The 14351-nt window shown below is 47.7% G+C and carries 9 protein-coding genes, 9 tRNA genes, 3 rRNA genes and 2 pseudogenes; all 23 read left to right on the forward strand.

Going from position 1 to position 14351, the window contains the following annotated elements:
• The first annotated feature begins 4 nt into the window (after positions 1-4).
• The 23 genes and pseudogenes from L0M13_RS02660 (at position 5) to L0M13_RS02770 (ending at position 14351) form a co-directional block, all read left to right on the forward strand.
• Positions 5-355 carry a type II toxin-antitoxin system PemK/MazF family toxin gene (locus L0M13_RS02660; RefSeq protein ID WP_052653123.1) on the forward strand — a complete coding sequence of 117 codons (351 nt, stop codon included), beginning with the start codon at positions 5-7 and terminating at the stop codon, positions 353-355.
• Between the two features lie 194 nt (positions 356-549).
• On the forward strand, positions 550-1380 hold the full coding sequence (locus L0M13_RS02665; protein ID WP_235198188.1) for an RsbT co-antagonist protein RsbRA: 831 nt from the start codon (positions 550-552) through the stop codon (positions 1378-1380).
• Positions 1377-1739, forward strand: coding sequence for an STAS domain-containing protein (locus L0M13_RS02670; protein WP_036807366.1), 363 nt, complete (start codon positions 1377-1379; stop codon positions 1737-1739). Before L0M13_RS02665 ends, L0M13_RS02670 begins: the two co-directional genes overlap by 4 nt.
• Before the next feature lie 2 nt (positions 1740-1741).
• Positions 1742-2143, forward strand: coding sequence for an anti-sigma regulatory factor (locus L0M13_RS02675; RefSeq protein WP_235198189.1), 402 nt, complete (start codon positions 1742-1744; stop codon positions 2141-2143).
• Positions 2144-2155: 12 nt separating this feature from the next.
• Positions 2156-3156 (forward strand): annotated as a pseudogene (locus L0M13_RS02680) (PP2C family protein-serine/threonine phosphatase).
• Between the two features lie 93 nt (positions 3157-3249).
• Positions 3250-3579, forward strand: a complete 330-nt coding sequence (locus L0M13_RS02685; protein ID WP_235198190.1) for an anti-sigma factor antagonist — start codon at positions 3250-3252, stop codon at positions 3577-3579.
• 1 nt (position 3580) lies between these two features.
• Positions 3581-4051, forward strand: coding sequence for an anti-sigma B factor RsbW (gene rsbW / locus L0M13_RS02690; protein ID WP_235198191.1), 471 nt, complete (start codon positions 3581-3583; stop codon positions 4049-4051).
• Positions 4029-4812 (forward strand): annotated as a pseudogene (gene sigB, locus L0M13_RS02695) (RNA polymerase sigma factor SigB). The gene rsbW and the pseudogene sigB overlap by 23 nt, the downstream one beginning before the upstream one ends.
• Positions 4812-5411, forward strand: coding sequence for a PP2C family serine/threonine-protein phosphatase (locus L0M13_RS02700; RefSeq protein WP_235198192.1), 600 nt, complete (start codon positions 4812-4814; stop codon positions 5409-5411). The pseudogene sigB and the gene L0M13_RS02700 overlap by 1 nt, the downstream one beginning before the upstream one ends.
• Before the next feature lie 110 nt (positions 5412-5521).
• A complete protein-coding gene (locus L0M13_RS02705; protein ID WP_311195616.1) occupies positions 5522-7687 on the forward strand; it encodes a Tex family protein in 2166 nt (721 codons plus the stop codon).
• A gap of 88 nt (positions 7688-7775) precedes the next feature.
• On the forward strand, positions 7776-8228 hold the full coding sequence (locus L0M13_RS02710; protein WP_235198193.1) for a SprT family protein: 453 nt from the start codon (positions 7776-7778) through the stop codon (positions 8226-8228).
• 92 nt (positions 8229-8320) lie between these two features.
• A tRNA-Asn gene (locus L0M13_RS02715) sits at positions 8321-8395 on the forward strand.
• Positions 8396-8399: 4 nt separating this feature from the next.
• A tRNA-Glu gene (locus L0M13_RS02720) sits at positions 8400-8474 on the forward strand.
• Between the two features lie 99 nt (positions 8475-8573).
• Positions 8574-8650 (forward strand) — tRNA-Met (locus tag L0M13_RS02725).
• 3 nt (positions 8651-8653) lie between these two features.
• Positions 8654-8729 (forward strand) — tRNA-Asp (locus L0M13_RS02730).
• Positions 8730-8735: 6 nt separating this feature from the next.
• Positions 8736-8810 (forward strand) — tRNA-Gln (locus L0M13_RS02735).
• Between the two features lie 120 nt (positions 8811-8930).
• A tRNA-Leu gene (locus L0M13_RS02740) sits at positions 8931-9016 on the forward strand.
• 9 nt (positions 9017-9025) lie between these two features.
• Positions 9026-9102 (forward strand) — tRNA-Arg (locus L0M13_RS02745).
• A 31-nt stretch (positions 9103-9133) separates the two neighbouring features.
• A tRNA-Gly gene (locus L0M13_RS02750) sits at positions 9134-9207 on the forward strand.
• Positions 9208-9378: 171 nt separating this feature from the next.
• Positions 9379-10928: ribosomal RNA gene (locus L0M13_RS02755) — 16S ribosomal RNA — on the forward strand.
• A gap of 205 nt (positions 10929-11133) precedes the next feature.
• Positions 11134-14069: ribosomal RNA gene (locus L0M13_RS02760) — 23S ribosomal RNA — on the forward strand.
• Positions 14070-14150: 81 nt separating this feature from the next.
• Positions 14151-14266, forward strand: a 5S ribosomal RNA gene (rrf, locus tag L0M13_RS02765).
• The 16S, 23S and 5S rRNA genes sit together here with 9 tRNA genes alongside, the layout of an rRNA operon.
• Positions 14267-14278: 12 nt before the next feature.
• Positions 14279-14351 (forward strand) — tRNA-Asp (locus tag L0M13_RS02770).

The following is a 14351-nucleotide window of genomic DNA, read 5'->3' on the forward strand; positions in this document are numbered from 1 at the left end:
CAATTTGATTGTAAAACGTGGTGACGTTTTTTTTGCAGAACTATCACCAGTTGTCGGGTCCGAACAAGGTGGGACCCGTCCGGTGCTAGTGATTCAAAATGATATAGGAAATCGCTTTAGTCCCACTGTCATCATCGCGGCGATTACTGCACAGATTCAAAAAGCGAAATTACCGACTCACGTTGAAATCAACGCTAAGAAATATGGCTTTGAGCGTGACTCTGTTATCTTGCTTGAACAATTGCGCACGATTGATAAGTCGCGGCTGACAGATAAGATTACACAGCTGGATGAAACCTTGATGGAAAAAGTGGATGAAGCTTTGGAAATCAGTGTGGGTCTTGTGAAGTTTTAAGCATACATACTCCAAAAAAAGCTCGAAGCTTCTATGCTCCGGGCTTTTTTTCATGTACTTTACCGCTTTTCCGCAAGCAACTGACAAAATAGATGTGAAAAAACATATTTTCCGATACAATAAAAGATAAGCTATTTTAAATACAATAGAAAGACAACTGTTATATAGAGCAATAGGGAGGGTTTTTCAAAAAAATGAATAGACAAATGGCGGGATATATCCAGGATAATTTCAACGAGATTATCTCAAGTTGGCAGGAACTTATGAAAAATGAGAAGAACGAACGTTCTTTTCAAGTGATGCCGACGGATTTAATGAACCAAACCAGCAAAGAATTTGCTGATCTGATGGTTTCAAATTTGTTAGAAAGCCATCAAGCCTATGAAAATCGCTTGAATGATTTTGCGGAGAAAGTGGTCCGTCTAGGCTGGTCGATGACATTTGTAACAAAAGCGATCACTCATTTTTCAGAAGTGGTATTCGATGGCATGGAAAATGCGGGAATCATCAATGAAAACAATTTCCGGGCTTTCTCGAAAGAATTTACGAATTGGATCAATCCAATCCGGGATAGCACGATCGATACATATTCGAAAACGTGGGAGCGGACAGTCAGTCTGCAGAAAATTGCTTTGCAGGAGTTATCAGCCTCATTGATACCTGTTTTTGATAAAGTGTCTGTTATGCCTCTGGTCGGAACGATTGATACGGAGCGTGCAAAACTGATTATGGAGAATTTGCTTGAAGGTGTAGTCAAACATCGGGCGGAAGTTGTGCTGCTGGATATTACAGGAGTGCCGGTTGTCGATACGATGGTCGCACACCATATTATTCAAGCAGCTGATGCAGTCCGTCTTGTCGGAGCGAAGTGCATGCTGGTCGGAATCCGTCCGGAAATCGCACAGACAATCGTGACGCTTGGGATTAATCTCAATGAATTCACCACTACCAGTACTTTGCAGCGCGGAGTAGAGCAGGCGATGGCATGGACAAATCGTAAAATAGTGGAGGTTGATGAACAATGAATTTTCGAATTCCAATTTTAAAGCTTAGAGATACATTGATTGTTTCGATCCAATGGGAGCTTGATGATCAGACAGCCATTCAATTTCAAGAAGATTTATTGACGAAATTGCACGAAACTAGCGCTCGTGGAGTAGTCATCGATTTGACATCCATCGATTTTATCGATTCATTTATCGCAAAAGTCTTAGGGGACGTCATTAGCATGTCAAGCCTAATGGGAGCGCGAGTGGTTATTACCGGTATCCAACCAGCAGTTGCTATCACTTTAATCGAGTTAGGAATTCGACTAGAAGATGTTATGACAGCACTGGATCTAGAAAATGGTTTGGATAAACTTCAACTGGAATTGGAGGCTTAAGAATGAGCAACCAGTCTTCGGTGGAAATTTTAACGGAATGGGATATTGTCGCTGCAAGACAACTTGGGCGCAATGTGGCAAAAGAACTTGGCTTCGGAACTGTCGATCAAGCGCGGATCACGACAGCCATCAGCGAACTTGCCCGCAATATCTACTTGTATGCTGGACAAGGAAGAATTGAAATCCAGCAATTAACAGAGAACGGCCTGAAAGGGATTTTAATTATCGCCGCCGACCAAGGACCAGGAATTCCGGATATCAGAAAAGTGATGGAAGATGGTTTCTCAACGTCGGGAGGGCTTGGTGCCGGGCTGCCGGGTGTCAAACGTTTAATGGATGAGTTCAGAATCGAAACGATTCCAGGCGAAGGGACAGATATAAGAGCAACAAAATGGCTTCGATAGGAGGAGCGCATAATGGTTCAAAAGATTGAAAATCAATACAAAGAAATTTTAAACCAATATATGCAAAGACAGTCGGAGCAAAATCTCTACGTTGGCCAGAATTTTAGCCGTCAATTGATTTCTGAGAACATTTCGCCAGAAGAAGTAATCAGTGTGCACAAAGCGGCCATGCAGGAAATATACGGGGAATTGCCAGAGTTTGTATGGCATTCCTTTGATTTTCTGATTGAAATGATGATTAACTATGGATTAGCGCTTCAAGAAAGGCAAAGTCTTTTGCAGCGGCAAGAAGAACTGCGAGTGGAAATGGATTTAGCTGCTAACGTGCAGGAAACTTTATTGAAAACACCGATGCCTGCTTTAGCGGACTTGATATCGGATTGCTTTCGATTCCAGCGCGCAAGATGAACGGCGATTACATATACTTCATCAGTGATTCAGAAGGCCATGCGGGGATTGCAGTTGCAGATGTTATCGGCAAAGGTTTGCCGGCTGCACTTTGTATGTCTATGGTGAAATTTGGGATGGATAGCTTGAATAATTCTCCGGCAGATCCAAAAGAAGTGCTCGGGGTCATCAACCGGGTAGTCGAAAAGAGCATTGACGATTCTATGTTCGTTTCCATGTTCTACGGGAAATACGATTCGAATGACTCTACGCTTACCTATGGTTCAGCTGGGCATGAGCCGGCTATCTTATACCGTGCAAAATCGAATAGCTTTGAAGAATTGTATGCCAAAGGGCTCTTGCTGGGCGTTTCCCCAGCAGCTTCATATGAACAGCATACCGTCAAATTGGAAAAGAATGATCTTGTAATCATGATGACCGATGGTGTAACAGAAGGCCGGACGGATGAAGGGTTTATCGAGCGGGAAGTCATTTTTTCATTGATTGACCAGAAGAAAGATGAACCTGCCCAACGGATCGTGCAATTTGTCTACGATGAACTCGAACGCATGCAAAATGCGGAACTGAGAGATGATTTCACATTAGTCATTTACAAAAAAGTCTAATCAGGTTTACATGAAGAGTCATTGTGGTAAATACACTTACGATGGCTTTTTTAAATGCCTGTGAATTATAGAAAAACGGGGTGTCAAAAAAAGATGAATATTCAAGTTAACTTAGAGGAAATAGATAATAACCTGACTGGCTTTATCCGCGGCGAAATCGATGCGCATACAGCGCCAGTATTACGGGAGAAATTAGAAGCATTCCAAAACCAAGATGGATTGAAAGCAGTGTTGGATCTTTCCGACGTTGATTATATGGATAGTACGGGGCTTGGAGTTTTTGTAGCATTTTATAAATCTGTGAACGCTAAAGGCGGACACGTTAAGCTAAAAGGGCTCTCGTCTCGGCTAAAACGGCTATTCGATATTACGGGGCTAGGCGAAATCATGGATATCGAATCAGCTGGAAAAGGTGGTAATTAATATGCGTCCTTTCGATTATGTTGAAATGAGAGTGCCGGCCAAGTCTCAATATGTTGGTGTAGCACGTCTGACAATCTCTGGTTTGGCAAGCCGCATCGGTTTTTCGTTTGACGATATTGAAGATTTGAAGATTGCTTCAAGTGAAGCGGTAACAAATGCTGTTCAACATGCTTATACAGAAGGTGAAGAAGGCGAAGTAGTCATTGGCTGCGCTTTGTACAACGATAAAATCGAAATCATGGTTGCGGATCATGGGCAAAGTTTCGATTTTGAAGAAACAAAGGCGAAAGTGGGTCCTTATCACGATCAAGAAGAAGGCGCGTTTCTCCGTGAAGGAGGTCTTGGCCTGTACTTGATTGAAACCTTAATGGATGAAGTAAAAGTCCATCATCAAGAAGGCGTTACAGTCTTCATGACAAAGTATGTTGGAGGAGAGCAGGTGGAAGAGGATGTCGAAACGATCTCATCCTAATCAGCCGACCAAAGAGCAGGTGCTTGAATGGATCGAGGCTTATCAGAAGACGGAAGATGAAGAAGCCCAAACAAATCTTGTATTGAATTACAAACGGTTAGTCGAATCAATTGCACGTAAATATTCAAATGGTAAATCTTACCATGAGGATATAGCGCAAGTAGGGATGCTCGGCCTTTTAGGAGCTATTCGGCGCTATGATCCGTCATTTGGCAGAAGTTTTGAAGCTTTTGCCGTACCGACTATCATCGGTGAAATCAAACGGTTCCTGCGCGATAAGACATGGGCGATTCATGTGCCTCGCCGCATCAAGGAACTAGGGCCGCGGATTAAATCGACAGTTGAAGTGTTGACCCGGGAACTCCAGCGTTCCCCCGCAAGTCTGGGAAATTGCGGAATACTTGGATGTCGATGAAGATGACGTGCTAGAAGCGATGGAAATGGGGAAAAGCTATCAGGCCTTATCCATGGATCATTCGCTGGAAGCCGATTCCGACGGCAGCACAGTCACTTTATTTGACGTGGTTGGACAAGAGGATGATGGCTATGAAAAAGTGGATCAGCGCATGCTTGTAGCAAATGCGATGAATGTGCTTTCGGAACGTGAAAAGCAAATCATCCAATACACCTACATAGAGCAGCTGAGCCAAAAAGAAGCTGGAGACAAATTAGGAATTTCGCAGATGCACGTTTCCCGATTGCAGCGAAAAGCCATTAAGAAGTTGCAGGAAGCGATTTTAGCAGCTGGTGGAGTTTCATAGTGGAGAAAATTCAGCATAGTTTCGTGGAGGCCTGTATCTTCAATGAAGCAAAAAAAGGAAATTATGAGTCCGGAGACAGCTACCATACTGTTTTAACGGATGAATATTTCATTTGCTCCATAGCCGATGGATTGGGGAATGGCCCTGTGGCGCGCGAATCGTCACAAGTCATTCCGCAGATTTTAAAAGATTACCATCATGAAACCATTGATGAGCTCATGCAGCGCTTCAATAAATTGATGGTGCAAAAACGTGGGGCTGCCGTAGCGATTTTCAAAGTCGATTTCAAGAAAAAGACTTTGGAATACAGTTGTGTAGGGAATATCCGTTTTTACCTTTACCGAAAAGGCACAAACGAGATGATTTATCCGTTGCCGGTCATGGGTTATTTATCCGGCCGCCCACAAAAATTGCGTACGCAGCTTTATACGTATGTAGAAGATGATTTATTCTTGATCCATTCTGATGGGGTCGAGCTAAGAAACCCGAAAGCGATGATGCGCCAAGCCGGAATTCCGGAGCGCCTTTATTACGACATTTTGCGGTCGATCGAAACGGGAGACGACGCAACGTTTATAGCAGGAAGCCTACTCAAATGAGGAGGCTTCTTTTTTCTATGTTAAAATAGAGGAGAGCAAACGGCGGTCGATATACCGATGAAAACAACAATATGGACTGGCTTTTTACGAAATGAAGGGAAGTGTCTGGAATGGAAATGCAGCAAATCCATGCATTGATTGCAAAAGAAACAGGGGTACGCCCTAATCAGGTCGGCCAAGTTATTGACTTGATCGAAGACGGCAATACAGTGCCGTTTATCGCACGTTACCGAAAAGAAGCGACAGGGTCACTCGATGAAGTGCAGATTAAAGCGATCGATGACCGTTATACATACATCCAAAACCTGGAGCAGCGAAAAGTTGAAGTCATCCGCTCGATTACGGAGCAAGAGAAAATGACCGAGGAATTGGAAAAAGCGATTCGGCAAGCGACAGTTCTTCAGCGTGTAGAGGATTTATACCGTCCTTTCAAACAGAAACGGCGCACGAAAGCGACCATTGCAAAAGAAAAAGGGCTGCAGCCGCTAGGGGATTGGCTAATGGCTTTTTCCCGCGAAGATGCGATGAAGAAAGCGAAAGAATTCGTCAGCGAAGAAGCGGGAGTGGCGACTCCGGAAGAAGCGATTCAAGGAGCGCAGGATATATTAGCGGAGCTATTTGCAGATGATGCCGATATTCGCGAAAAAGTCCGCTACATGACGAGAAAAGATGGGACGATTTCGACAGCTGCTAAAAAGAACCACACAGACGAGAAGCAAGTTTTTGAAATGTATTATGAATATGAAGAAGCCATTCAAAAAATTGTGCCGCATCGCATCTTGGCGATTAACCGTGGAGAAAAAGAAGATGTGTTGAGAGTAGCGGTCAATCCGCCTGTGGACCGGATCATTACATTGATGAAAAACAAATGGATCAAAGCGTCGGGCCCATCTTCTGAAATTGTAGAAGCGGCGATTGAAGACAGCTATAAACGCCTGATCCAACCATCAGCAGAACGTGAAATCAGAACGGAGCTAAGTGAAAAAGGGGAAGCGCAAGCGATTCATATTTTCGCTGAAAACTTACGGAATTTATTGCTGCAGCCGCCGATGAAAAACAAAATGGTGCTCGGCGTCGATCCGGCATATCGCACAGGCTGTAAGTTGGCTGTAATTGATGAAACCGGAAAATTGCTCGAAGTTGCCGTAATTTATCCGCATGCGCCAAAGAATGATCAAGCGGGTGCTAAAAAAACGATGCAACGGTTGGCTTCAAAGTATCCGATTGAAATTATGGCGATTGGAAACGGAACAGCTTCACGCGAAACGGAACAATTTGTTGCGGATTTCATTGCAGAAACCGGTGCGGACATTTCTTATGTGATTGTCAACGAGGCAGGGGCCAGTGTTTATTCGGCTTCAGATATTGCCCGTGCTGAATTCCCAGATCTTCAAGTAGAAGAAAGAAGTGCTGCGTCAATTGCGCGCCGTCTGCAAGATCCTTTATCGGAACTGGTGAAGATTGACCCGAAAGCAGTAGGCGTCGGGCAATACCAGCATGACGTTTCGCAAAAGAAATTAGCGGACCAATTGACTTTTGTAGTCGAGACCGCAGTTAACCAAGTCGGAGTAAACGTCAACTCAGCTTCTTCGTCTTTATTGCAGTACGTAGCGGGGCTCAGCAAAACCGTGGCGGAGAACGTCATCAAAATGCGTGACGAAAATGGCCGCTTCCAATCACGGGCGCAATTGAAGAAAATTCCGCGTCTAGGTGCCAAAACCTATGAACAGGCAATCGGCTTCCTGCGGATCCCAGAAGGAAAGAATCCTTTGGATGCAACTGGAATCCACCCGGAAAGCTATGGCATTGCCGAAAAACTTTTGGAATTGATCGGCGAAGACAAGAAATCGGTCGGCAATCCACGGATCTCCGAGAAGTTGGAAAAGCTTCAATTGAATGAACTCAGTGAAGAATGGGGAGTCGGCGAAATCACGCTGAAAGATATTTTAGACGCGTTGAAAAAACCGAACCGCGATCCGCGTGATGAATTCCCGCAGCCTTTATTGAAAAATGATATTTTGAAAATGGAAGATCTGCTGCCAGGCATGGAAGTCCAAGGGACCGTCCGAAATGTTGTGGATTTCGGGGCTTTTGTTGATATCGGCGTAAAGCAAGACGGCCTTGTCCATATTTCAAAATTGAAAAAAGGGTTCGTAAAGCATCCGCTTGACGTAGTTGCGGTCGGAGACATTGTTACAGCCTGGGTTGATAAAGTGGAAAAAGACAAAGGGCGTATTGCTTTAACGATGCTTCCTCCGGCAGATCAAGCCGAGTAAGGTTAAGAAATGCTCATGTACAAACAGCCGCTTCCTGTTAAAATGGAAGCGGCTGTTTTATTTGAATAAGCGAAATAGGGGAGTTACGATGACCAACAAAGAACTGACAGAACTGATCAAAGAAATCTCAGATACCGTCTTCCGGAAGCCGTTTGTCCATGAAGGAAGTTTTAATGCGAGATTAAAAACAACGGGCGGACGTTATTTGCTGCGGTCTCACAATATCGAGATCAATCCCAAATCTTACGAAACATTCGGCTTTGCAGAATTGGAAGGAATCATCAAACACGAACTTTGCCATTATCATTTACATATAGAAGGAAAAGGATACAAGCATCGTGATGCGGATTTTAGAGAGTTGCTGCAGCAAACCGGCTCACCGCGTTTTTGTTCAACCATCCAACGCGCGCCAGCCACTAGCTCAAGCAAACGCTATGTATACGAATGCATTTCATGCAATACGAATTACGTTCGGAAAATTCGGATGAATGTAGAAAGATACCGCTGCGGCAGATGTTCCGGAAAGCTTTCTCTGAAATAATAAAAGAAATGAAAAAAAGTGTTGACGATTCCTCAAGACCTCTTTATAATAAGAAAAGTCGACAAGTACTTAAACAGTTCTTGCAACACTATTCCGAAGTAGCTCAGTGGTAGAGCACCGCACTGTTAATGCGATGGTCGTAGGTTCGAGTCCTACCTTCGGAGCCATTAAGGCCCCTTGGTCAAGCGGTTAAGACACCGCCCTTTCACGGCGGTAACACGGGTTCGAATCCCGTAGGGGTCACCATTTATTTTGAAATATCTTACATAGAATGTTATTGTGAAATACATACTTAATGAGAAGTTTTGAAAGAATGCACTTTAATAAAGAATGAAATAATATTGTCGCGGGGTAGAGCAGTTCGGTAGCTCGTCGGGCTCATAACCCGGAGGTCGCAGGTTCAAATCCTGCCCCCGCAACCAAATGGTCCCGTGGTGTAGCGGTTAACATGCCTGCCTGTCACGCAGGAGATCGCCGGTTCGATCCCGGTCGGGACCGCCATTTTATTGGGGTATAGCCAAGCGGTAAGGCAACGGGTTTTGATCCCGTCATGCCCTGGTTCGAATCCAGGTACCCCAGCCATTTTAATCAACCGAATCAATCCAAATGAGATTATTATCTACGGCGAATTAGTTAAGAAAAAGTTATTGACTTCGAGTTAGTAATGTATTATAATAGAATTTGTCCCTAAAATAATTTTAGGCGGTCGTGGCGGAATGGCAGACGCGCTAGGTTGAGGGCCTAGTGGGAGAAATCCCGTGGAAGTTCGACTCTTCTCGGCCGCACCATATCGCATTGCGCCCGTAGCTCAATTGGATAGAGTACTTGACTACGAATCAAGCGGTTAGAGGTTCGAGTCCTCTCGGGCGCGCCATAATTTCTTGATTAAAATATAAATACAATATGCGGGTGTAGTTTAGTGGTAAAACCTCAGCCTTCCAAGCTGATGATGAGGGTTCGATTCCCTTCACCCGCTCCATAATTTTAAAACATGAACCTTGAAAACTGAACAGCAAAACGTCAACAATATCGGCAACGGACCTTCGGGTCCCGCGCCACAACTTACTGATCAGGCTTAGCCAGATCAAAGCGAATCGCGCGTCTTTTCGGAGACGGCGATGCGCCAGCATTGAGCAATCAATACTACTCTATAATGGAGAGTTTGATCCTGGCTCAGGACGAACGCTGGCGGCGTGCCTAATACATGCAAGTCGAGCGGAACACTTGGAGCTTGCTCCAAGCGTTTAGCGGCGGACGGGTGAGTAACACGTGGGCAACCTGCCCTGCAGATCGGGATAACTCCGGGAAACCGGTGCTAATACCGAATAGTTTGAAGCCTCACCTGAGGCTTCACGGAAAGACGGTTTCGGCTGTCACTGCAGGATGGGCCGCGGCGCATTAGCTAGTTGGTGGGGTAACGGCCCACCAAGGCCACGATGCGTAGCCGACCTGAGAGGGTGACCGGCCACACTGGGACTGAGACACGGCCCAGACTCCTACGGGAGGCAGCAGTAGGGAATCTTCCGCAATGGACGCAAGTCTGACGGAGCAACGCCGCGTGAGTGACGAAGGTTTTCGGATCGTAAAACTCTGTTGTGAGGGAAGAACACGTACCAACTAACTATTGGTACCTTGACGGTACCTCACCAGAAAGCCACGGCTAACTACGTGCCAGCAGCCGCGGTAATACGTAGGTGGCAAGCGTTGTCCGGAATTATTGGGCGTAAAGCGCGCGCAGGCGGTTCCTTAAGTCTGATGTGAAAGCCCACGGCTCAACCGTGGAGGGTCATTGGAAACTGGGGAACTTGAGTGCAGAAGAGGAAAGTGGAATTCCACGTGTAGCGGTGAAATGCGTAGAGATGTGGAGGAACACCAGTGGCGAAGGCGACTTTCTGGTCTGTAACTGACGCTGAGGCGCGAAAGCGTGGGGAGCAAACAGGATTAGATACCCTGGTAGTCCACGCCGTAAACGATGAGTGCTAAGTGTTAGGGGGTTTCCGCCCCTTAGTGCTGCAGCTAACGCATTAAGCACTCCGCCTGGGGAGTACGGCCGCAAGGCTGAAACTCAAAGGAATTGACGGGGGCCCGCACAAGCGGTGGAGCATGTGGTTTAATTCGAAGCAACGCGAAGAACCTTACCAGGTCTTGACATCCCGCTGACCGCCTTGGAGACAAGGCTTTCCCTTCGGGGACAGCGGTGACAGGTGGTGCATGGTTGTCGTCAGCTCGTGTCGTGAGATGTTGGGTTAAGTCCCGCAACGAGCGCAACCCTTGATCTTAGTTGCCAGCATTCAGTTGGGCACTCTAAGGTGACTGCCGGTGACAAACCGGAGGAAGGTGGGGATGACGTCAAATCATCATGCCCCTTATGACCTGGGCTACACACGTGCTACAATGGACGGTACAAAGGGCAGCCAACCCGCGAGGGGGAGCCAATCCCAGAAAACCGTTCTCAGTTCGGATTGCAGGCTGCAACTCGCCTGCATGAAGCCGGAATCGCTAGTAATCGTGGATCAGCATGCCACGGTGAATACGTTCCCGGGCCTTGTACACACCGCCCGTCACACCACGAGAGTTTGTAACACCCGAAGTCGGTGGGGTAACCCTTACGGGAGCCAGCCGCCGAAGGTGGGACAGATGATTGGGGTGAAGTCGTAACAAGGTAGCCGTATCGGAAGGTGCGGCTGGATCACCTCCTTTCTAAGGATTTATTCGGAAACAAGATCTTAGATCTTGTGTTGACGTTTTGCGTTCAGTTTTGAAGGTTCACCCTTCAGGCGTGAGCCTGTTTTGTGACTTCAAACTTGTTCTTTGAAAACTGGATAAAACGACATTGAAACAAATGAAAACAAGCAATTCATGCAAGCACGATCCCAATTGGGATCCACTTTTTAACAAACCACTTGGTTAAGTTAGAAAGGGCGCACGGTGAATGCCTTGGCACTAGGAGCCGAAGAAGGACGGCACTAACACCGATATGCTTCGGGGAGCTGTAAGTGAGCGATGATCCGGAGATTTCCGAATGGGGGAACCCACCGCCTTTAATGGGGCGGTATCCATGTGTGAATACATAGCACATGAGAAGGCAGACCCAGGGAACTGAAACATCTAAGTACCTGGAGGAAGAGAAAGCAAATGCGATTCCCTGAGTAGCGGCGAGCGAAACGGGAACAGCCCAAACCAAGAGGCTTGCCTCTTGGGGTTGTAGGACACTCATTGTGGAGTTACAAAATTCGAATTTAAGCGAAGCGACCTGGAACGGTCCGCGAGACAAGGTAACAGCCCTGTAGCTGAAAGGTTCGGATCTCCCGAGTGGATCCTGAGTACGGCGGAACACGTGAAATTCCGTCGGAATCCGGGAGGACCATCTCCCAAGGCTAAATACTCCCTAGTGACCGATAGTGAACCAGTACCGTGAGGGAAAGGTGAAAAGCACCCCGGAAGGGGAGTGAAACAGATCCTGAAACCGTGTGCCTACAAGTAGTCAAAGCCCGTTAATGGGTGATGGCGTGCCTTTTGTAGAATGAACCGGCGAGTTACGATTGCATGCAAGGTTAAGCTGAGAAGGCGGAGCCGCAGCGAAAGCGAGTCTGAATAGGGCGAATGAGTATGCAGTTGTAGACCCGAAACCAGGTGATCTACCCATGTCCAGGGTGAAGGTAAGGTAACACTTACTGGAGGCCCGAACCCACGCACGTTGAAAAGTGCGGGGATGAGGTGTGGGTAGCGGAGAAATTCCAATCGAACCTGGAGATAGCTGGTTCTCTCCGAAATAGCTTTAGGGCTAGCCTCAATCGTTTAGAATCCTGGAGGTAGAGCACTGTTTGGACTAGGGGCCCATCCCGGGTTACCGAATTCAGACAAACTCCGAATGCCAGTGATTTATGATTGGGAGTCAGACTGCGAGTGATAAGATCCGTAGTCAAGAGGGAAACAGCCCAGACCACCAGCTAAGGTCCCCAAATATCCGTTAAGTGGAAAAGGATGTGGCGTTGCTTAGACAACCAGGATGTTGGCTTAGAAGCAGCCATCATTTAAAGAGTGCGTAATAGCTCACTGGTCGAGTGACACTGCGCCGAAAATGTACCGGGGCTAAACGGATTACCGAAGCTGTGGATGGACCTCGTCTGAGGTCCGTGGTAGGAGAGCGTTCTAAGGGCGTTGAAGTCAGACCGGAAGGACTGGTGGAGCGCTTAGAAGTGAGAATGCCGGTATGAGTAACGAAAGACGGGTGAGAATCCCGTCCACCGAATGCCTAAGGTTTCCTGAGGAAGGCTCGTCCGCTCAGGGTCAGTCGGGACCTAAGTCGAGGCCGATAGGCGTAGACGATGGACAACAGGTTGATATTCCTGTACCACCTCCCCGCCGTTTGAGCAATGGGGGGACGCAGAAGGATAAGGTGAGCGCGCCGTTGGTTGTGCGCGTCCAAGCAGTGAGGCGTGGAATGAGGCAAATCCCATTCCTGATACGTTAAGCTGTGACGGCAAGAGGATTCATCCTCGAGTCCCTGATTTCACACTGCCAAGAAAAGCCTCTAGCGAGGCGGGAGGTGCCCGTACCGCAAACCGACACAGGTAGGCGAGAAGAGAATTCTAAGGTGAGCGAGTGAACTCTCGTTAAGGAACTCGGCAAAATGACCCCGTAACTTCGGGAGAAGGGGTGCTCTGGTAGGGTGTTAAAGCCCGAGAGAGCCGCAGTGAATAGGCCCAGGCGACTGTTTAGCAAAAACACAGGTCTCTGCAAAACCGTAAGGTGACGTATAGGGGCTGACGCCTGCCCGGTGCTGGAAGGTTAAGGGGAGTGCTTAGCGCAAGCGAAGGTGCGAACTGAAGCCCCAGTAAACGGCGGCCGTAACTATAACGGTCCTAAGGTAGCGAAATTCCTTGTCGGGTAAGTTCCGACCCGCACGAAAGGCGTAACGATCTGGGCACTGTCTCAACGAGAGACTCGGTGAAATTATAGTACCTGTGAAGATGCAGGTTACCCGCGACAGGACGGAAAGACCCCGTGGAGCTTTACTGTAGCCTGATATTGAATTTTGGTGCAACTTGTACAGGATAGGTAGGAGCCTTTGAGCCCGGAGCGCCAGCTTCGGAGGAGGCGTCGGTGGGATACTACCCTGGTTGTATTGAAATTCTAACCCACACCCCTGATCGGGGTGGGAGACAGTGTCAGGCGGGCAGTTTGACTGGGGCGGTCGCCTCCTAAAGAGTAACGGAGGCGCCCAAAGGTTCCCTCAGAATGGTTGGAAATCATTCGCAGAGTGTAAAGGCACAAGGGAGCTTGACTGCGAGACGTACAGGTCGAGCAGGGTCGAAAGACGGGCTTAGTGATCCGGTGGTTCCGCATGGAAGGGCCATCGCTCAACGGATAAAAGCTACCCCGGGGATAACAGGCTTATCTCCCCCAAGAGTCCACATCGACGGGGAGGTTTGGCACCTCGATGTCGGCTCATCGCATCCTGGGGCTGTAGTCGGTCCCAAGGGTTGGGCTGTTCGCCCATTAAAGCGGTACGCGAGCTGGGTTCAGAACGTCGTGAGACAGTTCGGTCCCTATCCGTCGCGGGCGCAGGAAATTTGAGAGGAGCTGTCCTTAGTACGAGAGGACCGGGATGGACACACCGCTGGTGTACCAGTTGTTCTGCCAAGGGCATCGCTGGGTAGCTATGTGTGGCCGGGATAAGTGCTGAAAGCATCTAAGCACGAAGCCCCCCCTCAAGATGAGATTTCCCATTGCGCAAGCAAGTAAGATCCCTCAAAGACGATGAGGTAGATAGGTTCGAGGTGGAAGCGTGGCGACACGTGCAGCTGACGAATACTAATCGATCGAGGACTTAACCAAATTGCTTTCTGAAGCGCGCGTTTCCTGTATTCAATGTCGAATATCCAGTTTTGAGTGAACAAGTCACTCTGAAAAAAATAGTCCAGTGATGATGGCAAAGAGGCCACACCCGTTCCCATCCCGAACACGGAAGTTAAGCTCTTTTGCGCCGATGGTAGTTGGGGGTCTCCCCCTGTGAGAGTAGGACGTCGCTGGGCTGATTTTTTTTTGGTCCCGTGGTGTAGCGGTTAACATGCCTGCCTGTCACGCAGGAGATCGCCGGTTCGATCCCGGTCGGGACCG

The sequence above is a fragment of the Planococcus sp. 107-1 genome (assembly GCF_021513255.1).
GTDB lineage: Bacteria > Bacillota > Bacilli > Bacillales_A > Planococcaceae > Planococcus.